The sequence below is a fragment of the Pseudomonas sp. KBN12P06040 genome (genome assembly GCF_037574965.1).
In the GTDB taxonomy this organism is placed as follows: domain Bacteria; phylum Pseudomonadota; class Gammaproteobacteria; order Pseudomonadales; family Pseudomonadaceae; genus Pseudomonas; species Pseudomonas aeruginosa.
Genome location: NZ_JBBELS010000001.1, coordinates 5,456,435 through 5,477,561, shown reverse-complemented (window position 1 = coordinate 5,477,561; position 21,127 = coordinate 5,456,435). Strand labels below are relative to the sequence as shown.

Sequence of the window (21,127 nt, the reverse complement as noted above, 5' to 3'; positions counted from 1 at the left end):
CATTCAAGGTTGACTGCGACTCGGGAAGTCCTTCAGCAATTGCGCGACGCCGCGGTCGAACGCTTCCTGGGTCAGCGCCGGATCGTGCAGCTGGCGGCTCAGCACGCTTTCCAGAAGGACCCTGCCGTTGCTTTCGTCAAGGATGCGCAGCGCCAGCCTGGCCTCGGTGTCTTCGGTCAGTTGGGTCTGGGTGAAGACGCCATCCTGGGTGATCACCGGTCGCATTTCCAGGCCCGGCTGGCGTTGCAGGCCGAGGGCGTAGATCACCCGCAGGTCGCCGTGTTCCGCCTGGTAGCGATAGCCCTTGGCCTCCAGGGCGCGGCGCACGGCCGTATCGAAACGCTCCTCGAAGTCGATGCGGTGCCCCTCGGCGCGTACCGCCTGGATGAAGAAAGTCCTGTAATCCGCCGCTGTTACGCCAGGGGCGAGCCGTACGGGGCCCGGTTCATTGCGGCAGGCATAGAGCAGCAGGCCGAACAGGAGCAGCAGGACGAAGCGCAGGCTGAATCGGCGCATGGCGCGTTCCTTCCTCTTTTTTATCTTTGTGCCGCAAGCCTAGCCGTTGCCTCGCGGCTTGCCGCCCATCCCCCGTTGGGTCAGTCGTCCAGCTCCACCCAGAGGCCCTCGGCGTCTTCCCGGCAGGGCAGGGCGCGCAAGCGCTCGCCAGCGCAGGGGCCGGCGACGCACTCGCCGGACTCGATGAGGAACAGCGCGCCGTGGCTGGCGCAACGGATCAGGCTGGCGCTGTCGTCGAGGAAGGCATCGGGCTGCCACTCCAACGGGATGCCGCGATGCGGGCAGCGGTTCAGGTAGATGTAGGCGCGGCCGTCGCGACGCACCGCGAACAGCCGCCGCTCATCGACGAGGAAGCCGCGGCTGTTGCCTTCGGCGAGATAGGAAGAGGGACACAGGTGGATCATGGGCGCTCCGTTTGCCGGGATCATTATCCCTGATCCGGAGGACGGCTTTCACCTGTGGCATGGAAAGCGCCCGGCATGGCCAGGCGCTGGGTATGGGGGCACTTCCGTGTGCGAAGGGGTAACGGGTCAGATGTCCCAGACCAGGTTGACCGCGAAATTACGGCCTGGCTGGGACAGCCGGTCGATGTTGGCCGGGGCCAGCGCCGAAGCCTCGCCGACGCTGTCGTAGCCGCGCACGTCATCCCACAGCCAGTATTTCTTGTCGGTCAGATTGTAGAGACCGGCGTTGAGGGTCAGGTCCTTGCTCAGCCTGTAGTAGGCGCTGAGGTCGAGGACGCCGAAGCCCGGGGTCTTGAACTGGCTGGCGGTGCCATCCGGGGTGTGGAAGGTGCTGTCGTCGACGCGGTCCTTGCGTTTGACCAGGGTCCAGCTGAGCAGCCCGCCGTAGTTGCCGTCTGCTTCGTCGTAGCCCAGGCCGAACACTCCGGTGAGTGGGTTGACGCTGTTGATCGGCTCGCCGTTGTCCTTGTTGCGACCGTAGGCGTAGGCCACGCTGCCCTGGGTGTAGAGTCCCTGCGGCGCGCCGAAGGCGCCCAGCTCCAGGCGGCCCTTGAGTTCGACGCCCTTGATCACCGCACGCTCGATGTTGTTGGACTGGAAGGTCTGGCCGTTGCCGCCGGTGCTATCGGTATTCAGGGCGTCTTCGTCGATGAAGTCGCGATATTTGTTGTAGAACACCGCCACGCCGAAGCTGCCTTCGTCGAACTTGCCGCGCAGCCCGGTCTCGAAGCTCTGGCTCTTTTCCGGCTTGAGGTTGGGGTTAGGCTCGATGTGGTAGCCCGCCTGCAGGTTCTCGAATCGACCGTACAGCGCCTTGGCGGTGGGCGTGCGGAAGCCCTGGGCGTATTGGCCGTACCAGGTGTAGTGCTGGGCGAAGTCGTAGGTCACGCCGAACTTGGGCGAAACCCGGTGCCATTTCTTGTCCGACTCGTCGACCGCGGTGTTCTGGCTCTGCTTCATGGTGCGCAGGAACTCGTCGGTGATGTGCGGCTCCATGCGCGTGTAGTCGTAACGCAGGCCGGGAGTGAAGGTCCAGTCGTTCCAGCTGATGCTGTCCTGGGCGAACAGGGCGTAGGTCTTCACCGTCGGATCGGGAAAGTCGCTGCTGCGTTCCAGGGCATCGCGCGGGCTGTCCGCGCCGGTGTCCAGGTTGGTGCCGGTGCCGCTGCGCATGCCGGTGACCTTCTGGTGCTTGAGATTGATCCCGTAGCTCAGCAGGTGCTCGGTCTCGCCGATGGCGAAGCTCTTGTCCAACTGACTGTCGAAGACCCACAGGCGTTCCTTGTAGGTAGTGTCGCGGGTGCGCAGGACCTTGCGGGTGATCGGGTAGTAGAACTCGCGGGTCGCCTGGTCGGTCTTCGCCAACTGGTAGTTCAGGCTCCACTGGATGCGATCGGCGACCGGGCTGTCGAGCAGGAAATGGTGCTCCAGGCCGTAGCGCTCGCGAGTCAGGGTGTCGTTGCCCTTGCGCCACTGGTACATGCCGCCCGGCAGCATGCTCGGTGGGATGGCCGGCTTGCCCTTGTCGTAGGGGCCGCCATAGGCGCTCTTCTGGTCGGTATCGACGTCGCTCTTGTACTTCTCGAAGACCAGCCCGAAGCGGCTGCCCTCGGCGTAGTTCCAGCCCAGCTTGCCGAGCAGGCTGTAGCTGTCGGCGTCTTCCGGGTTGGCTTCGCTGCGCGAGAGCCCGGTGCCGCCGTGGCCGCCGTTGGATTCGGTCTCGTGGCCCTGGCGGTAGCCATAATGCAGCAGGCCGTCGAAGTCGTCGGCGCGGCCGGCGACGGTGGCCGAGGTCAGCCAGGAGTGGCTTGCCGACTCGTAGCCGGCCTTCAGCCGGGCGCCGACGTCCTTGCCGTCCTTGATGATGTCCGACGGGTCGAGGGTGAAGTAGCTCACCGCGCCGCCGATGGCGTTGCTGCCGTACAGCGCCGAGGCCGGGCCGCGAAGGATTTCCACGCGCTTTACGATGTCCGGATCGACGTAGTTGCGGTGGGTCTGCGCGTAGGGGCCGCTGAAGAAGTCGTTGGGCAGTTCGACCCCGTCGATCTGCGTAAGGATGCGGTTCCCGTCGATGCCGCGGATGTTGTAGCCGGTGATCCCGGCACGCTGGCCGGCGCCGCCGACCGAGACTCCCGGTTCGTAGCGCACCAGTTCCTTGATGTTGTTGACGTTCTGCCGGTCCAGTTGTTCGCGGGTCTGCACGCTGACGGTGCTCGGCACCGAATCCACTGCCTGCTCGGTACGGGTGGCGGTGATGGTGGTCGGGGTCAGCGGGACGGCGTTCCCCGCCAGAGCCAGGGAAGGGCTGAGCAACAGCAGGGCCAGGCAGGGGCGCAGGGCGAAGGGCGGGGAGAGCGGCATGTGGGACTCCTTGGGTCGGGCCGGTGGCGAATAGCCAGGGGGACGTCGGGCGCACAAGGTACTGCCAGAAAAACGCTAATGCAAATAATTATCAAATGGATTCAGATGTGCGTTTTGTGGCAAAGTTCACCTGTTTTGCGCGTAGCGCGACCGAACCGGATATGCCCGAGGAACCGTCGATGAGCAGCACTCCCAGCCTTTCCCATTCCCCTGCCGAGCTTTACCGCGCCTGGCAGGACCTGCGCGCCGAGCGACCGCAGCTACGCGCGCGCGACGCCGCCGCGCTGTTGCAGGTCAGCGAAGGCGAGCTGGTCGCCAGCCGGGTCGGCATCGATGCCGTGCGCCTGCGGCCGGACTGGGCCGCCTTGCTGCCGGCGCTCGGCGAACTGGGGCCGATCATGGCGCTGACCCGCAACGAGCATTGCGTCCACGAACGCAAGGGGCCGTATCGCGAAGTGACGGTCTCTGCCAATGGGCAGATGGGCCTGGTGGTCTCGCCGGATATCGACCTGCGCCTGTTCCTGGGGGGGTGGAACGCTGTCTTCGCCATTGCCGAGGAGACATCGCGGGGTACCCAGCGCAGCATCCAGGTGTTCGACCAGCAGGGCGTGGCGGTGCACAAGGTGTTCCTTACCGAGGCCAGCGACGTCCGCGCCTGGGAACCGCTGGTCGAGCGCCTGCGGGCTGCCGAGCAGGATGCCGTGCTGGCCCTGCGCGAACCCCGCGCACCGGCTGCTGCGCTCGTCGATGCGCAGATCGATGCCGTAGCCTTGCGCGAAGGCTGGGCCGCGTTGAAGGACACCCATCATTTCCACGCCCTGCTGAAGAAGCATGGCGCGCAGCGCACCCAGGCGCTGCGCCTGGCTGGCGGCGAATGGGCCGAGCGCCTTGACAATGGCGAGCTGTCGAAACTCTTCGAGGCGGCGGCCGAAAGTGGGTTGCCGATCATGGTGTTCGTCGGCAACGCCCACTGCATCCAGATCCATACCGGGCCTGTGTGCAACCTGAAGTGGCTGGACGACTGGTTCAACGTGCTCGATCCGGAATTCAACCTGCACCTGAAGACCACCGGCATCGCCGAGCTTTGGCGGGTGCGCAAGCCGAGCACCGATGGCATCGTAACCAGTTGGGAGGCCTTCGACGCCGACGGCGAACTGATCGTGCAACTGTTCGGCGCGCGCAAGCCCGGCGAGCCCGAGCGCGACGACTGGCGCGAACTGGCCGAATCCTTCAAGGCGCTCTGAGGAGAGATCATGCGTATCGATCGACTATTCAACGGGTTGGCGCTGGGCATCCTGCTCGGCACCGGCATGGCCCAGGCCGCCGAGCTGCCGCAACGCTGGGTGAGCGCGGGCGGCTCGCTGAGCGAATGGGTAGTGGCGCTGGGCGGCGAGAGCAAGCTGGTCGGGGTGGACACCACCAGCCAGCATCCGCAGACGCTGAAACAGCTGCCGAGCGTCGGCTACCAGCGCCAACTGGCTGCCGAGGGCGTGCTGGCGTTGCGTCCGGATATCCTCATCGGCACCGAGGAAATGGGGCCTCCGCCGGTACTCAAGCAGCTCGAAGGCGCCGGCGTGCGGGTCGAGACCCTCTCCGCCAAGCCGGATCTGGAGGCACTGGAAAGCAACCTGAAGAAGCTCGGCGACTGGCTCGGCGTGCCCCAGCGCGCCGAGGCCGCCGAACTTGACTATCGTCAGCGGCTGCGGCGCCAGGCGGACTGGATCGCGGCCGCGCAGAAGAGCCAGCCGGCCCCGGGCGTCCTGCTGGTGATCGGCAACGCCGGCGGTCAGTTGCTGGTAGCCGGGCGCAATACCGGCGGCGGTTGGGTCCTGAACCGGGCCGGAGCACGCAACCTGGCTACCCATGAGGGTTACAAGCCGATCTCGGTGGAAGCCCTGGCCGCGCTCGATCCGGCCGCGGTGGTGATCGCCGACCGCAGCCTCGAAGGTGATGCGGCGCGTGCCGCGCTGCTCAAGCAGAACCCCGGCCTCGCCGCGACCCGCGCGGCGCGTGACGGACGTCTGCTGGTGCTGGACCCGACGCTCCTGGTGGGCGGCCTCGGTCCGCGCCTGCCGGATGGCCTGGCGGCTCTCTCCGCAGCCTTTTATCCTTCCGCGAAACCGCTGAGTACGGAAGCCGCCCATTGAAATCGGTTGTTCGTCCCCGCGCACTGTTCGGTGCGCTGGGGATTTCGCTCGTGTTGGTCCTCTGGTTGTCCCTCGCCCTCGGTCCCGTCAGCCTGCCGCTGGGCGATACCCTGCGCGCCGCGCTGCGCCTGGCCGGGCTGCCGCTCGATGGAACGGGCCTGGCCCAGGCGGAAATGATCCTCGGCCAGATCCGCCTGCCGCGGACCCTGCTCGGCCTGGCCGTGGGCGCGGTGCTGGCGCTGTCCGGGGTGGCGATGCAGGGCCTGTTCCGCAACCCGCTGGCCGATCCAGGGCTGGTCGGGGTGTCCAGCGGCGCGGCCCTCGGCGCGGCGCTGGCCATCGTATTCGGCGCCTCGCTGGGCGGCTTGCCGGCGTTCCTCGCGCCTTACCTGCTGTCGCTGTGCGCCTTCGGCGGCGGCCTGGGGGTGACCTGGCTGGTCTATCGGCTTGGCCGCCGCGATGGCCAGACCAGCGTGGCCACCATGTTGCTGGCAGGGATCGCCTTGACCGCACTGTCCGGCGCGGTGATCGGACTGTTTACCTATCTCGCCGATGACGCCACCTTGCGTACCCTGACCTTCTGGAACCTGGGCAGCCTGAACGGCGCCAGCTACCCACGACTCTGGCCGCTGCTGCTGGTGGCGCTGCTGGTGGCCTGCTGGCTACCGCGCCGGGCAGATGCGCTGAACGCACTGCTGCTCGGCGAGTCCGAGGCCCGTCACCTGGGCTTCGACGTCGAGCGATTGAAGGCCGAACTGGTGCTTTGCACTGCCCTCGGCGTCGGCGCCGCAGTGGCGGCGGCGGGGATGATCGGCTTCATCGGCCTGGTGGTGCCGCACCTGATCCGTCTGGTTGCCGGTCCGGATCATCGGACGTTGCTGCCGGCCTCGATGATGGCCGGCGCCATTCTCCTGCTGCTTGCCGACCTGCTGGCGCGCCTGGCGCTGGCTCCGGCGGAGTTGCCGATCGGCATCGTCACGGCACTGATCGGCGCGCCGTTCTTCCTTTATCTGCTATTGCGGGGGCGGGCCTGATGCTGCGCGTGGAGAACCTGTCCATCCGCCGTGGCGGAAAGACTGTACTGGAAGGCCTCGAGCTGGAGCTGCGGCCTGGCGAGATGCTCGGCGTACTCGGCCCTAACGGCGCTGGCAAGAGCACCTTGCTTGGCGCTCTCTGTGGCGAACTGGAGCCGGCCGAAGGGCAGGTGCTGCTCGACGAGCGCGGTCTCGACGACTGGCCGGGCGTCGCTCGCGCGCAGCGCCTGGCGGTGCTGCCGCAGAGTTCGTCGCTGGGCTTCGCCTTTCCGGTGGAGGCGGTGGTCGGCTTCGGTCGGCTGCCCCATTCCAGCGGCCGCGAGCGCGATGTGCAGATCGTCGCCGAGGCCTTGGCGGCGGCCGACGCCAGCCATCTGGCCGGGCGCAGCTACCTGGCGCTATCCGGCGGCGAACGCCAGCGCGTGCACCTGGCGCGGGTGTTGGCGCAGCTGTGGCCGGGCGAGCCGGGGCAGGTGTTGCTGCTCGATGAACCGACCTCGGCGCTCGACCCGCTGCACCAGCACACTACCCTGCAGGCGGTGCATGATTTCGCCCGCCGCGGTGCCTCGGTGCTGGTGATCCTCCACGATCTCAACCTGGCCGCGCGCTATTGCGACCGCCTGCTGCTGTTGCAGAATGGTCGCCCGCACCTGCTCGGTACGCCCGAGGAAGTCCTGCGCCCCGAGCCGTTGCGCGCGGTGTTCGGCCTCGAGGTCCTGGTCCAGCGTCATCCCGAGCGAGGTCATCCGCTGATCGTCGCCCGTTGAAGGAGTCGCCATGCGCATTCGCCTGTTCGCTTTCTGTCTGCTGCTGGGCGGCTGCCAGTCCCAACTGCCGCCGCTGCCTGATTGGCAGAGCCCGGAAGGGCGCGACGATCCGCAGACGGGACGAATCGTCGAATTGCGCAGCGGCGTGACGCTGAGCCCGCAGCAACTGGTCGCACGCCTGGCGGCCGCGCCGCGAGTGATCGTCGGCGAGAAGCACGACAATCCCGATCATCATGCCGTGGAGCTGTGGCTGGCGCAGGCCCTGGGCGAATACCGGGCGCAGGGCAGCCTGCTGCTGGAAATGCTCGATCCCGGCCAGCAACCACGGGTGGATGCGGTCCGCGCACAACTCGGGAACGGCAAGCCGGTGGCGAACCTGGAGGAGGCCCTGGACTGGCAGAAAGGTTGGGACTGGACGCAGTACGGACCCCTGGTGTCCTGGGCGGTTGCGCAACCCGCGCCGTTGCTGGCGGCGAACCTCCAGCGGAGCGAGATCATGCGCATCTACAGGGAGCGACCGCCGCTTCCCGGAACGGCCTCCAGGCGTGACAGCGTGCGCCTGCCGCTGCTTGCGCAGATTCGCGAATCCCACTGCGGCATGCTTCCCGACGATCAATTGCCGGCGATGCTCGCCGTCCAGCAGCAACGCGACCGCCGCATGGCCGAGCGTCTTCGCGATGCGCCGCGGCCGGCGATGCTCGTCGCCGGCAGCTTCCACGCCCGGCGCGACCTCGGCGTACCGGTCCACCTGCGCGACCTTGGTGCGGAGAAGGGCACTCAGGTACTGATGCTGGTCGAGGCCGGGCAGGCGGTAACGACGCGTGAGGCCGACTACGCCTGGTACACGCCGGCACAGCCGGACAAGGACTATTGCGCGGAGATGAAGAAGGCGCGTTGAAGGAAGGGCGCGAGGCCTGGAGCCGCGTATCGCGCTACGTTTTCGCGGGCAAAAAAAGACCCGGCAAAGTGCCGGGTCGAAACCGTGATTAGCCTGATGAGGAGATAATCTGAAGAGTCCGACTGCTTGGTCTCTCAGCTTACCTGCTGGCCTCGCGACCAGTTGTTGTAATAATAACTATTCTCATTATCAGGTCAAGCCGGTTCTCATTCATTCCATCGTCAGCCGATGAACGGTCGTCTCCGGCCGAATCGCAGGCAAAAAAAGACCCGGCAAAGTGCCGGGTCAAAAACCGTGATTAGCCTGATGAGGAGATAATCTGAAGAGTCCGACTGCGTGGGTCTCTCAGCTTACCGGCTGATCTCGCGACCAGTTGAGTGACATAATAATGATTCTCATTTCCATGTCAAACGCTTTCGCCAAACTTTTCTGCTAGCTAGTCGCGAGCCCTCTGGAATGGGCCTCAGGCGCTGCGGCGCAGGCGCAGCTGGGTCACTTCCCGGTTAAGCAGGTCTATCCGCCGGGCCATGCCTTCGATCAGGCTATGGGCGATTCGCGGGTTGTTCTGCATAAGGCCGAGGAACTGCTCCTTGGGAATCACCATCACCGTGCAGGGTTCGCTGGCGACCACCGTGGCGCTGCGTTTCTCGCGAGTGAACACGGCCATGGCGCCGAAGATCTCGTCCTTCTGCACATCGCCGACTTTCTGGCCGTCCACCAGCGCTTCGGCGTGCCCTTCGATGATGATGAATACATGATCCGCATCGTCGCCCTGGCGGATCAGCGCCTCGCCCGCGGCGAAGTGGCGGAAGCCGGTGGCCGGGCGGACTTCCGGCTGCTTCAGGTGCGCCAGCGCATCGCCGAGCAGGGCAGTCTGTCCGATCAGGTACTGCAATAGCAGTTCCTGACGTTCCTGGTCAGCATGGATGTGCTGGAGCAGCGCATCGCGCGAATAGGGCAGCAGGCGGATCGGCTCTTCGTTGGCATGCCGGCAGGCGGGGAGCTCGAGTCCGCGTCGAAGGCCGAGGAGGTCGCCTTCCTGGAGGTAGAACAGGGGGCGTTCGTCGACCAGCGCATGCAGCAGGCCGCTTTCCACCAGGAATACCTGGTCGGCGGGCAGCTCGCGTTCCAGGTCGTCGCTACGTTCCAGTTCCAGGGCGGGGCTGCTGGGTGCCAGGCCTTCGAGCAGGCGGTGAGGGATTCCCTGCAGGCGATTGATCAATTGGTCGGCATAAGCCGGTTGCTCGCCGAGTAGATACATGGCCATTTCCTTGAGCTGCCTGGTCGGGAGAGGAGGTACGAACGTCCACGAGACGATAGGTGGGCGCCCGGGGGGAGTAAATATCTTCCCGTGGCAGGTGTGAGCTAGCTCTTGTTTCGCACGGGGAAAGTCTCCAGCTCGCCGAGCAGTGCGGCCTTGTGGTCTGGGGACAGCTCGTTCCAGTGAACGTCGAGGAGTGCGCCTTCGATGGCATAGAGCAAGACTTTCGAGGCTCGGAAGCCGCGCGCGCGGACCGCGCGATAGGCTCCCACCGAGCCGAGCCGACGCAGATCGGTGGCGCTGTGGATACCCACGGCATGCAACCATTGGGTCGAGGTTTTCCCGAGGTTTTTCAGATTCAGCAGTTCGTCGTTCATCGTCGGTCCTTGCGATGCCGCTCAGAAGCGTGATGGCGCGGAACTGCCTGGAACCGGTCCGGAGCCGACAGGGCCGGCGCGATGGAGCGAGATGGCCGACGCGAGCGGCCTTCGCCCTTACGATCCGGCGTAGGCGGTCCGGGACCGATCCTCAGCCGGCCGGGTACCTGCCAGAAGTGTAGCGGCCTCCCGGCAAAACGTGGCCTGGCGTGGTCCTTCCGCTTCTCAGGGCTCCGGTAGGTAGCGCAGGCGGGTGCCGAAGTTCACCGACATGCGGATCTCGTCCGGCGCCAGGCGCAACGGGAAATACGTACCGGATATCTGCGCATGGGCCAGGCTGGCGCCCTCCAGGCGCGCCTCGCGCAGATCCACGCCGCGCAGGTCGGCGCCGCGGAAATAGGCATCGCTGAAGTCGACGCGGGCGGCATCCAGCAGACGCAGGTCGAGGCCGCGGAAGTCGCCGCCGGCCAGGTCGATCCAGCCGTCGGCCGGCTTCTGTCGGTTGAAGCCTTCGATGTCTTCGGCGTGGAGCAGTTGGTAGAGCGGCGAGTCGAGCTGACGGGGCGAGTTCATGGGCGGCGTCCTGCGCAGAAGGCTCGCCGTGAGTATAGAAGAGCAGCGGCACGGCGCCCGCCCTGGAGGGGCGGGCGGCATGGCAGTTCGTTCAGAGACCGGGCAGGCGCTGGCGAATGCCGTCGACCAGCCCGTCGAGGCTGGCCGCGTCGTGGGTGTCGACGCGCTTGCTCTGGACCGTCTCCGCCGCTGTCAGCGGCTCGCGGGTAGCCTGCTGGGTGCGGATCACGTCGAGAGTCGCGTCGGACGGGTCCTTGCCTTCCGCCTGGCGTTGCGCAAGCCAGCCGGCGATCACCGCTTCGGGCGCCTGGCAGTCGAGGATCAGGAACGGCACGCCGGTTTCTTCCGCGATGTGGCAAGCGGCCTGGCGCTGATTCTGCTTCAGGTAGGCGGCGTCGATCACCACCGGATAGCCGGCCTGGAGGATCTTCGCGGCCAACTGGTGAAGGTGCGCATAGGTCGCTTCGCTGGCCTGGCTGCTATAGATGCCGGCGGCGAACTGGCCCCTGTCGTGTTCCGGCTGCTCGCCGAACAGACGCTTGCGTTCGATATCCGAGCGCAGGCGCACGGCGCCCAGAGCCTCCACCAGACGCATGGCCACCTGGCTCTTGCCGACCGCGGAGACACCATGGGTGACCGCCAGGAAGCGCGAGGGAATGGCGCTGTAGCTTTCCGCCAGGTTGGCGTAGTTGCGGTACTGGCGCAGGGTCGCCGCGCGCTGCACGGCATCGGTCTGGTAGCCGAGGCTGAACAGCGCGACCTTGGCGCGGACCATGGCGCGGTAGGCCTTGTAGAAGTTCAGCAGTTCCAGGGCCTGGTAGTCGCCGGTGTGTTCCAGATAGAGGCTGACGAAGCGTCGAGCGTGGCACTTCAGGCCGCGATCTTCCAGGTCCATCGCGAGGAAGGCGAAGTCGGCGCAGACATCGGTGAAACGGAACGGCTCGTTGAATTCGATGCAGTCGAACAGCACTACCCTGCCGTCGATCAGCGCGGCGTTGCCTAGGTGGATGTCGCCGTGGCATTCGCGGATGAAGCCCTTCGCCTTGCGCTCCTGGAGCACCGGCAGCAGGCGTTCGAAGCTGCTTTCCGCCCAGGCTTCGAGGGCATCCAGCTGTTGCAGGTCGGCCTTGTCCTTGAGCAGCGGGCGAACCTGCTCGAAATTCTGCCGCACCGGCGCCATGCAGGACTCGGCGGTGCCCAGCGGGTGCTCCAGCGGCACCTTCGGAGTGTTCTGGTGGAAGTGCGCGATCTGCTCGGCCAGTTCGTCGATATGCTGGTTGGACAGTTCGCCGCGGCCCTGGATTGCCGCCAGCAGGTTGTCCTGCGGGAACTGGCGCATCTTCAGCAGGTATTCGATTGCCTCGCCGTCGCCGCCGATCCGCGGCGCCTCTTCGCTGCCGGTGATCGGCAGGACCTCCAGGTAGAGATCGTCGGTGAGGCGCTGGTTCAGGCGCAGCTCTTCGTTGCAATAGAAGCGGCGCTTGTCCAGGCTGGTGAAATCGAGAAAGCCGAAATCCATCGGCTTCTTGATCTTGTAGGCGTAGGGACCGGTCAACAGGACCCAGGAGATGTGCGTCTCGATGACCTCGAAGCGCTCCACCGGGTGGGGGTAGAGGGCCGGGTTCTGCAGGGCGGCGATCAGGGTCTGGCTCACGGGATATCCTTGCCTCTGAAATATGCGAAAACCCGCATTATGGCGGGAAGGGGTGACAGTGCAAACCTCGCTGGCGGATAGCAACCATTTGCCGGATCGCCGGTCGAATGCGCCGCGCTGCCGCCGCGCCTATCCACCGGGGCCGCGCAGACCGTGGATGCCGCCGATGCGGTGTCTGTCCGCTGTGGATAAAGTACGTATAATGCGCCGCCATGACGCGTCCCCGATCCCCCCGTTCCCGTAACAGCAAAGCACGCCCGGCACCCGGCCTGAACAAATGGCTCGGCTGGGCCCTCAAGCTCGGCCTCGTCGGCCTGGTGCTCCTCGCCGGCTTCGCCATCTATCTCGATGCCGTGGTGCAGGAGAAATTCTCCGGCCGGCGCTGGACCATCCCGGCGAAGGTCTATGCCCGCCCGCTGGAGCTGTTCAACGGCCTGAAGCTGAGCAGGGAAGACTTCCTGCGCGAACTCGACGCCCTCGGCTACCGTCGCGAGCCCAGCGTGAGCGGCCCTGGAACCGTATCGGTGGCGGCCAACGCGGTCGAACTCAATACCCGTGGCTTCCAGTTCTACGAAGGCGCGGAACCGGCCCAGCGCGTGCGCGTGCGCTTCAACGGCAACTACGTCAGCGGGCTGAGCCAGGCCAACGGCAAGGAACTGGCGGTGGCGCGCCTTGAGCCGCTGCTGATCGGCGGCTTGTATCCGGCGCACCATGAGGATCGCATCCTGGTCAAGCTCGACCAGGTGCCGACCTACCTGATCGACACCCTGGTCGCGGTCGAGGATCGCGACTTCTGGAACCACCATGGTGTGTCGCTGAAGTCCGTGGCCCGGGCGGTGTGGGTCAACACCACGGCCGGCCAGTTGCGCCAGGGCGGCAGCACCCTGACCCAGCAGTTGGTGAAGAACTTCTTCCTGAGCAACGAACGCAGCCTGAGCCGCAAGATCAACGAAGCGATGATGGCGGTGCTGCTGGAACTGCACTACGACAAGCGCGACATCCTCGAGTCCTATCTCAACGAGGTGTTCCTCGGCCAGGATGGGCAACGAGCGATCCATGGCTTCGGCCTGGCCAGCCAGTATTTCTTCAGTCAGCCGTTGGCCGAGCTCAAGCTCGACCAGGTGGCGCTGCTGGTCGGCATGGTCAAGGGACCGTCCTACTTCAACCCGCGGCGTTACCCGGATCGTGCGCTGGCGCGGCGCAACCTGGTGCTCGACGTGCTCGCCGAGCAGGGCGTGGCGACCCAGCAGGAAGTCGACGCCGCCAAGCAGCGCCCGCTCGGCGTTACCCGGCAGGGCAGCATGGCCGACAGCTCCTATCCGGCCTTCCTCGACCTGGTCAAGCGCCAGTTGCGCCAGGACTACCGCGACGAGGACCTGACCGAGGAAGGGCTGCGCATCTTCACCAGCTTCGATCCGATCCTGCAGGAGAAGGCCGAGACCTCCGTCAACGAAACGCTCAAGCGCCTCAGTGGGCGCAAGGGAGTCGACCAGGTCGAGGCGGCGATGGTCGTGACCAATCCGGAAACCGGCGAGATCCAGGCCCTGATCGGCAGTCGCGACCCGCGCTTCGCCGGCTTCAACCGGGCCCTGGACGCGGTGCGGCCGATCGGTTCGCTGATCAAGCCGGCTGTCTACCTGACCGCTCTCGAGCGGCCGAGCAAGTACACCCTGACCACCTGGGTGCAGGACGAGCCCTTCGCGGTGAAAGGCCAGGACGGCCAGGTCTGGCGACCGCAGAACTACGACCGGCGCTCGCATGGCACGATCTTCCTGTACCAGGGCCTGGCAAACTCCTACAACCTGTCCACCGCCAAGCTCGGCCTCGACGTCGGTGTGCCCAACGTGCTGCAGACCGTCGCCCGGCTGGGTATCAACCGTGACTGGCCGGCCTATCCGTCGATGCTGCTGGGCGCCGGTTCGCTCAGTCCGATGGAGGTCGCCACCATGTACCAGACCATCGCCAGCGGCGGCTTCAACACGCCGTTGCGGGGGATCCGCAGCGTCCTCACTGCCGACGGCCAGCCGCTCAAGCGCTATCCGTTCCAGGTCGAACAGCGCTTCGACTCGGGCGCCGTCTACCTGGTGCAGAACGCCATGCAGCGGGTCATGCGCGAAGGCACCGGGCGTTCGGTGTACAGTCAATTGCCGTCGTCGCTGACCCTCGCCGGCAAGACCGGCACCAGCAACGACTCGCGCGATAGCTGGTTCTCCGGTTTCGGCGGCGACCTCCAGGCTGTGGTCTGGCTCGGTCGCGACGACAACGGCAAGACGCCGCTTACCGGCGCCACCGGTGCCTTGCAGGTGTGGGCCAGCTTCATGCGCAAGGCGCATCCGCAATCGCTGGAAATGCCGATGCCGGAGAACGTGGTGATGGCCTGGGTCGACGCGCAGACCGGGCAGGGCTCGGCGGCGGATTGCCCGAATGCCGTACAGATGCCCTATATTCGTGGCAGCGAGCCCGCCCAGGGCCCAGGCTGCGGGAGCCAGAACCCCGCCGGCGAGGTGATGGACTGGGTACGTGGCTGGCTGAATTGATCCGAGAGGACCTGACGTGAAGAAGATTTTCGTATTCGCCGCGCTTGCCGGCAGTGCCGTGCTCGCGGGCTGCGCCAGCCCGCAGCACGGGGCGATCCCGGTGGTGGATTCCGGTACTCCGGTGTCCAACCAGGAAAGCGGCGGTTTCCGCATCACCCGTACCCAGGTACCGCGTACCCAGCAAGGCGCCGCCACCCAGGGCATTCCCCAGGGCGGCGACTCCGGTGTGGTGGTGATGGTGCCGCAGGGCGCCAATTCCGCACCGATCCAGACTTTCCCGGCGCAGTCCGGCGCCGCGCCGATCAGCAGCGCTCCGCTCGGCACCGGCACCCAGTACCAGGCTCCGCCCAGCAGCGCCTCCACGCCACCGCTGGGTGGCAGCTACAACATGCCGCCCAGCGGCGCAAGTCGTTCCGCGCCCACCGGCATTCCGGCCTCCGGCTCGGCCGGCAGCCTGGCGGCCGACGAGCAGTTGGACGGGCCGGTCCTGGCGATGCTCACAACCGCCCAGCAGCAGCAGGGCAGCGGCGACCTGAACAGCGCCGCCGCCAGCCTCGAGCGAGCCCAGCGCATCGCTCCGCGCGAGCCGCAGGTGCTCTATCGCCTGGCCCAGGTGCGCCTGGCCCAGGGCGATGCGGCCCAGGCCGAGCAGGTCGCGCGCCGTGGCTTGAGCTACGCCAATGGCCGGCCGGCCTTGCAGGCCGGGCTCTGGGAACTGATCGCCCAGGCGCGGGAGAAGCAGGGAGACTCCGCCGGCGCTGCGCTGGCCCGGCAGAAGGCCAAGGTCAGCTCCTGATGGATCGACGGGTCTATGCGCTGGCCGACCAGTTGTTGCTGATCGAGCGTGAGTTGCGTGCCCTCGGCTGGTGGAGCGAAAGCAGCCCCGCCCCGGAAGCGCTGGCCAGCCCCGAGCCGTTCTGCGTGGATACGCTGGCGCTCGAGCAATGGCTGCAATGGATCTTCCTGCCACGGATGAAGCTGATTCTCGAAAGCGACAGCGCCTTGCCGCAAGCCTCGGGTATCCTGGCCATGGCCGAGGTGGCCTATGCGCAGCGTGGCGAGGAAGTCGCCGGCCTGCTGGCGGCGCTTGGCGAGTTCGACCGGCTGATCGGCGGGCCGTCATGAAGCTTCGGCAGTAAAGAAAAACCCGGCTACAGGCCGGGTTTTTCTTTGCTTCAAGCAAGGCGGAGAGCCGGGTCAGCCCCATGCTGCGGGACGGGGCTGTGTTCGCCTCAGCGGCAATTCTCCTGGATCGCCTTTTCGGCCTTGGCGATTCGCTCCTGGCGTTCTTCCTCGCCGAGGCGACGGAGTTCGCCCTTGCCTTCGTCGACCCTTACGCGCGGGTTGTTCTTCAGTTGCGCGAGGTTGTTGCGGGTCTCTTCGCAGAACTGCTTGCGCTCGGCCTCTTCCTTCGCCACTTGCTGCTTCACCTTGTCGTCGATCGCCTTCTGCTCGGGATCGGCCGGTTTCTGCTGGATGGTCGGTGCCGGGGTCGAGGGGGGCAGGGGGAAGTTGTCCGGCGGCGGGGCGGTCTGGGTATTCACCGTGGTCGCTTGCGCACCTTGCGGCGGTTGTGCGCCGAAGTGGGTGACGCCCTCGGCGTCGACCCATTTGTAGATCGGGGCGGCCATGGCGAAAGAGGAGAGGGCGAGCAACAAGCTGGCCGGGAGGATCATGCGTCGCATGCGGAGTCCTTGGAATGCGCTAACTGCGGCTAACTATAACCAAATCCGCCAGCGCGGCATGCTGCACGGCATCACAACCGCCGCCGGAGACGGCCTCGCCGTGGCAAGTCCTCGCGGGAATCATGGGCATTTTGGAAAAGTTTGCTCTAAATCGGAATTTTCTAGCCATAAAATCTGTTTTTGGTCATTGATCAGCTTTTTTATAGAAGGGTATGGCAGCTTCCTTGGAATTTTTTTTGATAATTTTCAGAATAAAGCTTGACTTGCGTTCGACGAATGCGAAGAATCCAAGCTCGCTGTAGCGGGCCGTCTGCAACCCAGTCCCCTCTCCGGCAGACCATGAGGTGCCTACCCGCGCCGAAAGTTACACCCTGCTTCGCGTTACCTCGCGCTGGGTGGAAGAGCTCCGTAACACCAGGCGCCCTTCCAAGTTTGCTCAATCGGCAGTTGACGTAGCCGGTGACTACCGTCACCCATGCTCTGCCGGGCAGCCAACCGAATTTCGGTCGCCCGCCCCTGGGTGGCCGTATAGCGTTCTAGAGGTGAAAACGTGGAGCTTTTATCTGGCGCTGAAATGGTCGTCCGCTCGTTGCGCGACGAAGGCGTTAAGTACATCTACGGGTACCCGGGTGGTGCCCTCCTGCATATCTACGACGCGCTCTTCAAGGAGCACGACGTGACCCACATCCTGGTGCGCCACGAACAGGCGGCTACCCATATGGCCGACGGCTACGCCCGCGCCACCGGCAAACCCGGTGTCGTGCTGGTGACTTCCGGCCCGGGCGCGACCAACGCCATCACCGGTATCGCCACCGCGTACATGGACTCCATCCCGATGGTGATCCTGTCGGGCCAGGTGCCGAGCAACATGGTCGGTACCGACGCGTTCCAGGAAACCGACATGGTCGGGATCTCCCGGCCGATCGTGAAGCACAGCTTCATCATCAAGCATCCCTCGGAAATTCCCGAGGTGATCAAGAAGGCCTTCTACCTGGCGCAGTCCGGTCGTCCGGGGCCGGTGGTCGTGGATATTCCGAAGGACATGGGCGACCCGACGCAGAAGTTCGAATATTCCTATCCGAAGAAGGTCAAGTTGCGTTCGTACAGCCCGGCCGTTCGCGGTCACTCGGGACAGATCCGCAAGGCCGCCGAGATGCTCCTGGCCGCCAAGCGCCCGGTGGTCTATTCCGGCGGCGGCGTGATCATGGGCAATGCCGCGGCGCCGCTGACCGAGCTGGCGCAGATGCTCAACCTGCCGGTGACCAACACCCTGATGGGCCTCGGCGGGTATCCCGGCGCGGACCGCCAGTTCCTCGGCATGCTCGGGATGCACGGCAGCTTCACCGCCAACCTGGCGATGCATCACAGCGACGTGATCCTCGCGGTCGGAGCGCGTTTCGACGACCGGGTCATCAACGGCGCGGCGAAGTTCTGCCCGAACGCCAAGATCATCCACATCGACATCGATCCGGCGTCGATTTCCAAGACCATCAAGGCCGACATCCCGATCGTCGGCCCGGTGGACAGCGTTCTCACCGAAATGGTCGCGATCGTCAGGGAAATCGGCGAGACCCCGAACCAGGATGCCCAGGCTGCCTGGTGGAAGCAGATCGACGAGTGGCGTGGTAACCGTGGGTTGTTCCCGTACGACAAGGGCGACGGCAGCATCATCAAGCCGCAGACCGTCATCGAGACGCTCTACGAGGTTACCCATGGCGATGCCTTCATCACCTCCGATGTCGGCCAGCACCAGATGTTCGCCTCGCAGTACTACAAGTTCAACAAGCCCAATCGCTGGATCAACTCCGGCGGTCTCGGCACCATGGGCTTCGGCTTCCCGGCGGCGATGGGCATCAAGCTCAACTTCCCGGACGACGATGTCGCCTGCGTGACCGGCGAGGGCAGTATCCAGATGAATATCCAGGAACTGTCTACCTGCCTGCAGTACGACCTGCCGGTGAAGATCGTCAACCTGAACAATGGTGCCCTGGGCATGGTCCGCCAGTGGCAGGACATGCAGTACAACAGCCGTTATTCGCATTCCTACATGGAATCCCTGCCGGACTTCGTCAAGCTTGCCGAAGCCTACGGGCATGTCGGCATGCGCATCACCGACCTGAAGGATCTGAAGCCGAAGATGGAGGAGGCGTTCGCCATGAAGAATCGCCTGGTCTTCCTCGACATCCAGGTGGACGCCAGCGAACACGTCTATCCGATGCAGATCCGTGACGGCGCGATGCGCGACATGTGGCTGAGCAAGACGGAGCGTACCTGATCATGCGACACATCATTTCCCTGCTGCTGGAAAACGAGCCAGGCGCATTGTCCCGCGTGGTCGGCCTGTTCTCCCAACGCAACTACAACATCGAAAGCCTGACCGTGGCGCCGACCGAGGACCCGACCCTGTCGCGTCTGACGCTGACCACCGTGGGGCACGATGAGGTGATCGAGCAGATCACCAAGAACCTCAACAAGCTGATCGAAGTGGTCAAGCTGGTGGACCTGTCGGAAAGTGCTCATATCGAGCGCGAGCTGATGCTGGTGAAGGTCAAGGCCACGGGCGCCCAGCGCGCCGAGGTCAAGCGCACCACCGATATCTTCCGTGGGCAGATCGTCGACGTCACCAGTAGCGTCTATACCGTGCAACTGGCGGGTACCAGCGACAAACTGGACAGCTTCATCCAGGCCATCGGCACCGCGTCGATCCTGGAAGTGGTCCGCAGTGGCGTCACCGGCATCGCCCGTGGCGACAAGACTCTGAGCATCTGAACTGAAAGCAGGCCCGCGAGGCCTTACTGAAGGGGAATTCCCATGCGCGTTTTCTACGATAAAGATTGTGACCTCTCGATCATCCAGGGCAAGAAAGTTGCCATCATCGGCTACGGCTCCCAGGGCCACGCCCATGCCTGCAACCTGAAGGACTCCGGCGTCGACGTCACCGTGGGCCTGCGTAGCGGCTCCGCCACCGTGGCCAAGGCCGAAGCGCACGGTCTGAAGGTTGCCGACGTGAAGACCGCCGTCGCCGCAGCCGACGTGGTCATGATCCTCACCCCGGACGAGTTCCAGGGCCGCCTGTACAAGGAAGAGATCGAGCCGAACCTGAAGAAGGGCGCCACCCTGGCCTTCGCTCACGGCTTCTCCATCCACTACAACCAGGTCGTCCCGCGCGCCGACCTCGACGTGATCATGATCGCGCCGAAGGCACCGGGTCACACCGTGCGTTCCGAGTTCGTCAAGGGCGGTGGCATCCCTGACCTGATCGCCATCTACCAGGACGCTTCCGGCAACGCCAAGAACGTCGCCCTGTCCTACGCCTGCGGCGTCGGCGGCGGTCGTACCGGTATCATCGAAACCACCTTCAAGGACGAGACCGAAACCGACCTGTTCGGTGAGCAAGCCGTTCTCTGCGGTGGTTGCGTCGAGCTGGTCAAGGCCGGTTTCGAAACCCTGGTCGAAGCCGGTTACGCGCCGGAAATGGCCTACTTCGAGTGCCTGCACGAGCTGAAGCTGATCGTCGACCTGATGTACGAAGGCGGCATCGCCAACATGAACTACTCCATCTCCAACAACGCCGAATACGGTGAGTACGTAACCGGTCCGGAGGTGATCAACGCCGAGTCCCGTGCTGCCATGCGCAACGCCCTGAAGCGCATCCAGGACGGCGAATACGCGAAGATGTTCATTACCGAAGGTGCGGCCAACTACCCGTCGATGACTGCCTACCGCCGCAACAACGCCGCTCACCCGATCGAGCAGATCGGCGAGAAGCTGCGCGCGATGATGCCGTGGATCGCAGCCAACAAGATCGTCGACAAGAGCAAGAACTAAGCGGCTCCGGCGACAGACGAAGAAACGCGGCCCCGGCCGCGTTTTTTCGTTCTTGCCTGGCGATCTGGTATAAAGCCTGGGCCGGCGGAGTTGTCTTCCTAGTCAGAAGTGCTGTCGGCATATTCGTACCCCATCAGTTCCCAAGGAATTGTCCATGAGTGAACGTCCCGAGGAGCCGAACAAGGCCTCCGACGAAGAAAGCCTGCTGCCCATCGACGAACATATAGAAGAAGGGCACGACGCCGAAGGGCGGAAGGTTCGTCACCGCGGTATCTACCTGCTGCCCAACCTGTTCACCACGGCGGCCCTGTTTTCCGGCTTCTACGCCATCATCAATGGCATGAGCGGCCAGTTCGCCAACGCCGCCATCGCTATCTTCGTGGCCATGGTCCTCGATGGACTGGACGGCCGTGTGGCTCGCCTGACCAACACCCAGAGCGCCTTCGGCGCCGAGTATGACTCGCTGTCCGACATGGTCGCCTTCGGTGTAGCGCCGGCGCTGGTCGCCTTCGAATGGGCGCTTGGCAGCCTCGGCAAGGTCGGCTGGATGGTCGCCTTCATCTACGTTGCGGGCGCAGCCCTGCGTCTGGCTCGTTTCAACACCCAGGTCGGCAAGGCCGACAAGCGCTATTTCATCGGCCTGGCCAGTCCGGCCGCCGCGGCGCTGGTGGCGGGCACGGTATGGGCGTTCAGCGATTTCGAGATCCAGGGCGCCAAGGTTGCCTTCCTCGTCGCCCTGCTGGTCGCCGCCGCTGGTGTGCTGATGGTCAGCAACATCAAATACCACAGCTTCAAGGATCTCGACCTGCGCGGCCGGGTGCCGTTCGTGGCGATCCTTATCGTGGTGCTGGCCTTCGCCGTGGTCTTTACCGACCCGCCGCGCATCCTCCTGTTGCTGTTCCTTGCCTACGCGGCCTCCGGTCCTGTGCAATACCTGCTGCAGCTGCGTCGCCGGAAGCAGCCGAGCTGATGTAATTTCCAACGGGCTCCGTAGTCTACTGGCACAAAGCTGGTCATTGCGGAGC

At 65.1% G+C, this 21,127-nt stretch carries 21 protein-coding genes; 13 read left to right on the top strand and 8 right to left on the bottom strand.

The features are described from left to right. Window positions 1-3 precede the first annotated feature (3 nt). The 3 genes from VQ067_RS25890 to phuR form a co-directional block, all read right to left on the bottom strand. Entirely contained in the window at window positions 4-516 is a 513-nt protein-coding gene (locus VQ067_RS25890; protein ID WP_003095104.1) for a DUF4136 domain-containing protein, read from the bottom strand. Window positions 517-596: 80 nt separating this feature from the next. Then, a complete protein-coding gene (locus tag VQ067_RS25885) occupies window positions 597-944 on the bottom strand; it encodes a Rieske (2Fe-2S) protein (RefSeq protein WP_073668231.1) in 348 nt (115 codons plus the stop codon). Between the two features lie 102 nt (window positions 945-1,046). Then, window positions 1,047-3,341 carry a heme/hemoglobin uptake receptor PhuR gene (gene phuR / locus VQ067_RS25880; RefSeq protein ID WP_003095102.1) on the bottom strand — a complete coding sequence of 765 codons (2,295 nt, stop codon included), beginning with the start codon at window positions 3,339-3,341 and terminating at the stop codon, window positions 1,047-1,049. A 179-nt stretch (window positions 3,342-3,520) separates the two neighbouring features. Here phuR and VQ067_RS25875 point away from each other — a divergent pair, with 179 nt between their 5' ends. Genes VQ067_RS25875 through VQ067_RS25855 form a run of 5 tightly spaced genes read left to right on the top strand, consistent with a single transcriptional unit; the run spans window position 3,521 to window position 8,187 of the window. Beyond that, on the top strand, window positions 3,521-4,585 hold the full coding sequence (locus VQ067_RS25875) for a hemin-degrading factor (protein WP_034020031.1): 1,065 nt from the start codon (window positions 3,521-3,523) through the stop codon (window positions 4,583-4,585). Between the two features lie 9 nt (window positions 4,586-4,594). Continuing rightward, complete coding sequence (locus VQ067_RS25870; protein WP_317951637.1) at window positions 4,595-5,488, top strand: hemin ABC transporter substrate-binding protein; 894 nt, start codon at window positions 4,595-4,597, stop codon at window positions 5,486-5,488. Between the two features lie 50 nt (window positions 5,489-5,538). Beyond that, window positions 5,539-6,522: a FecCD family ABC transporter permease gene (locus VQ067_RS25865; RefSeq protein WP_003121063.1), complete on the top strand. Its 984-nt coding sequence runs from the start codon at window positions 5,539-5,541 to the stop codon at window positions 6,520-6,522. Beyond that, complete coding sequence (locus VQ067_RS25860; protein WP_003457143.1) at window positions 6,522-7,289, top strand: heme ABC transporter ATP-binding protein; 768 nt, start codon at window positions 6,522-6,524, stop codon at window positions 7,287-7,289. Before VQ067_RS25865 ends, VQ067_RS25860 begins: the two co-directional genes overlap by 1 nt. Before the next feature lie 10 nt (window positions 7,290-7,299). Beyond that, a complete protein-coding gene (locus tag VQ067_RS25855) occupies window positions 7,300-8,187 on the top strand; it encodes a ChaN family lipoprotein (RefSeq protein ID WP_003113451.1) in 888 nt (295 codons plus the stop codon). A 463-nt stretch (window positions 8,188-8,650) separates the two neighbouring features. Here the strand turns inward: VQ067_RS25855 and cbpA are convergent, their stop codons facing one another. The 4 genes from cbpA to VQ067_RS25835 form a co-directional block, all read right to left on the bottom strand. After that, the gene (gene cbpA / locus VQ067_RS25850) at window positions 8,651-9,448 is read right to left on the bottom strand and encodes a cAMP-binding protein CbpA (protein ID WP_033991803.1); all 798 of its coding nucleotides are present in this window, start codon (window positions 9,446-9,448) and stop codon (window positions 8,651-8,653) included. Between the two features lie 104 nt (window positions 9,449-9,552). Continuing rightward, a complete protein-coding gene (locus tag VQ067_RS25845) occupies window positions 9,553-9,825 on the bottom strand; it encodes a TfoX/Sxy family protein (RefSeq protein WP_003095094.1) in 273 nt (90 codons plus the stop codon). 225 nt (window positions 9,826-10,050) lie between these two features. Beyond that, window positions 10,051-10,398, bottom strand: coding sequence for a pentapeptide repeat-containing protein (locus VQ067_RS25840; RefSeq protein ID WP_003095090.1), 348 nt, complete (start codon window positions 10,396-10,398; stop codon window positions 10,051-10,053). A gap of 91 nt (window positions 10,399-10,489) precedes the next feature. Continuing rightward, window positions 10,490-12,052, bottom strand: coding sequence for a bifunctional aminoglycoside phosphotransferase/ATP-binding protein (locus tag VQ067_RS25835; RefSeq protein ID WP_003095088.1), 1,563 nt, complete (start codon window positions 12,050-12,052; stop codon window positions 10,490-10,492). A gap of 212 nt (window positions 12,053-12,264) precedes the next feature. On the opposite strand from VQ067_RS25835, the gene mrcB reads away from it, so the two are divergent. The 3 genes from mrcB to VQ067_RS25820 are packed head-to-tail and all read left to right on the top strand — an operon-like array spanning window position 12,265 to window position 15,714. Then, a complete protein-coding gene (gene mrcB, locus VQ067_RS25830) occupies window positions 12,265-14,589 on the top strand; it encodes a penicillin-binding protein 1B (protein ID WP_074241047.1) in 2,325 nt (774 codons plus the stop codon). Window positions 14,590-14,605: 16 nt separating this feature from the next. Further along, entirely contained in the window at window positions 14,606-15,385 is a 780-nt protein-coding gene (gene lpoP / locus VQ067_RS25825) for a penicillin-binding protein activator LpoP (protein ID WP_003095080.1), read from the top strand. After that, entirely contained in the window at window positions 15,385-15,714 is a 330-nt protein-coding gene (locus tag VQ067_RS25820; RefSeq protein WP_003111351.1) for a YqcC family protein, read from the top strand. The genes lpoP and VQ067_RS25820 overlap by 1 nt, the downstream gene beginning before the upstream one ends. Before the next feature lie 107 nt (window positions 15,715-15,821). Here the strand turns inward: VQ067_RS25820 and VQ067_RS25815 are convergent, their stop codons facing one another. Continuing rightward, entirely contained in the window at window positions 15,822-16,274 is a 453-nt protein-coding gene (locus VQ067_RS25815) for a DUF4124 domain-containing protein (RefSeq protein ID WP_003095076.1), read from the bottom strand. Between VQ067_RS25815 and VQ067_RS25810 the strand changes: the two genes are divergently transcribed. The 5 genes from VQ067_RS25810 to pssA all read left to right on the top strand — a co-directional run bounded on the left by VQ067_RS25810 (window position 16,264) and on the right by pssA (window position 21,072). After that, entirely contained in the window at window positions 16,264-16,536 is a 273-nt protein-coding gene (locus VQ067_RS25810) for a hypothetical protein (protein ID WP_153514944.1), read from the top strand. The two genes, VQ067_RS25815 and VQ067_RS25810, sit on opposite strands and share 11 nt — an antisense overlap. Window positions 16,537-16,824: 288 nt before the next feature. After that, window positions 16,825-18,549 carry an acetolactate synthase 3 large subunit gene (locus VQ067_RS25805; protein ID WP_003095071.1) on the top strand — a complete coding sequence of 575 codons (1,725 nt, stop codon included), beginning with the start codon at window positions 16,825-16,827 and terminating at the stop codon, window positions 18,547-18,549. A gap of 2 nt (window positions 18,550-18,551) precedes the next feature. Then, a complete protein-coding gene (gene ilvN, locus VQ067_RS25800; RefSeq protein ID WP_003095069.1) occupies window positions 18,552-19,043 on the top strand; it encodes an acetolactate synthase small subunit in 492 nt (163 codons plus the stop codon). Window positions 19,044-19,085: 42 nt separating this feature from the next. Next, complete coding sequence (gene ilvC / locus VQ067_RS25795; protein WP_003095066.1) at window positions 19,086-20,102, top strand: ketol-acid reductoisomerase; 1,017 nt, start codon at window positions 19,086-19,088, stop codon at window positions 20,100-20,102. 154 nt (window positions 20,103-20,256) lie between these two features. After that, window positions 20,257-21,072 (top strand): CDP-diacylglycerol--serine O-phosphatidyltransferase, encoded by an 816-nt coding sequence (pssA, locus tag VQ067_RS25790; RefSeq protein WP_003095061.1) that lies wholly within the window; start codon window positions 20,257-20,259, stop codon window positions 21,070-21,072. Window positions 21,073-21,127 lie beyond the last annotated feature (55 nt).

Excerpts from the sequence above, each read along its gene's own strand:
- VQ067_RS25840 (WP_003095090.1), bottom strand. The coding sequence starts at position 10,398 with ATGAACTCGCCCCGTCAGCTCGACTCGCCGCTCTACCAACTGCTCCAC.
- VQ067_RS25860 (WP_003457143.1), top strand. The coding sequence starts at position 6,522 with ATGCTGCGCGTGGAGAACCTGTCCATCCGCCGTGGCGGAAAGACTGTA.
- VQ067_RS25845 (WP_003095094.1), bottom strand. The coding sequence starts at position 9,825 with ATGAACGACGAACTGCTGAATCTGAAAAACCTCGGGAAAACCTCGACC.
- VQ067_RS25815 (WP_003095076.1), bottom strand. The coding sequence starts at position 16,274 with ATGCGACGCATGATCCTCCCGGCCAGCTTGTTGCTCGCCCTCTCCTCT.
- VQ067_RS25890 (WP_003095104.1), bottom strand. The coding sequence starts at position 516 with ATGCGCCGATTCAGCCTGCGCTTCGTCCTGCTGCTCCTGTTCGGCCTG.
- VQ067_RS25810 (WP_153514944.1), top strand. The coding sequence starts at position 16,264 with ATGCGTCGCATGCGGAGTCCTTGGAATGCGCTAACTGCGGCTAACTAT.
- VQ067_RS25875 (WP_034020031.1), top strand. The coding sequence starts at position 3,521 with ATGAGCAGCACTCCCAGCCTTTCCCATTCCCCTGCCGAGCTTTACCGC.
- ilvC (WP_003095066.1), top strand. The coding sequence starts at position 19,086 with ATGCGCGTTTTCTACGATAAAGATTGTGACCTCTCGATCATCCAGGGC.
- cbpA (WP_033991803.1), bottom strand. The coding sequence starts at position 9,448 with ATGTATCTACTCGGCGAGCAACCGGCTTATGCCGACCAATTGATCAAT.
- phuR (WP_003095102.1), bottom strand. The coding sequence starts at position 3,341 with ATGCCGCTCTCCCCGCCCTTCGCCCTGCGCCCCTGCCTGGCCCTGCTG.
- VQ067_RS25870 (WP_317951637.1), top strand. The coding sequence starts at position 4,595 with ATGCGTATCGATCGACTATTCAACGGGTTGGCGCTGGGCATCCTGCTC.
- VQ067_RS25855 (WP_003113451.1), top strand. The coding sequence starts at position 7,300 with ATGCGCATTCGCCTGTTCGCTTTCTGTCTGCTGCTGGGCGGCTGCCAG.
- ilvN (WP_003095069.1), top strand. The coding sequence starts at position 18,552 with ATGCGACACATCATTTCCCTGCTGCTGGAAAACGAGCCAGGCGCATTG.
- pssA (WP_003095061.1), top strand. The coding sequence starts at position 20,257 with ATGAGTGAACGTCCCGAGGAGCCGAACAAGGCCTCCGACGAAGAAAGC.
- VQ067_RS25820 (WP_003111351.1), top strand. The coding sequence starts at position 15,385 with ATGGATCGACGGGTCTATGCGCTGGCCGACCAGTTGTTGCTGATCGAG.
- mrcB (WP_074241047.1), top strand. The coding sequence starts at position 12,265 with ATGACGCGTCCCCGATCCCCCCGTTCCCGTAACAGCAAAGCACGCCCG.
- VQ067_RS25885 (WP_073668231.1), bottom strand. The coding sequence starts at position 944 with ATGATCCCGGCAAACGGAGCGCCCATGATCCACCTGTGTCCCTCTTCC.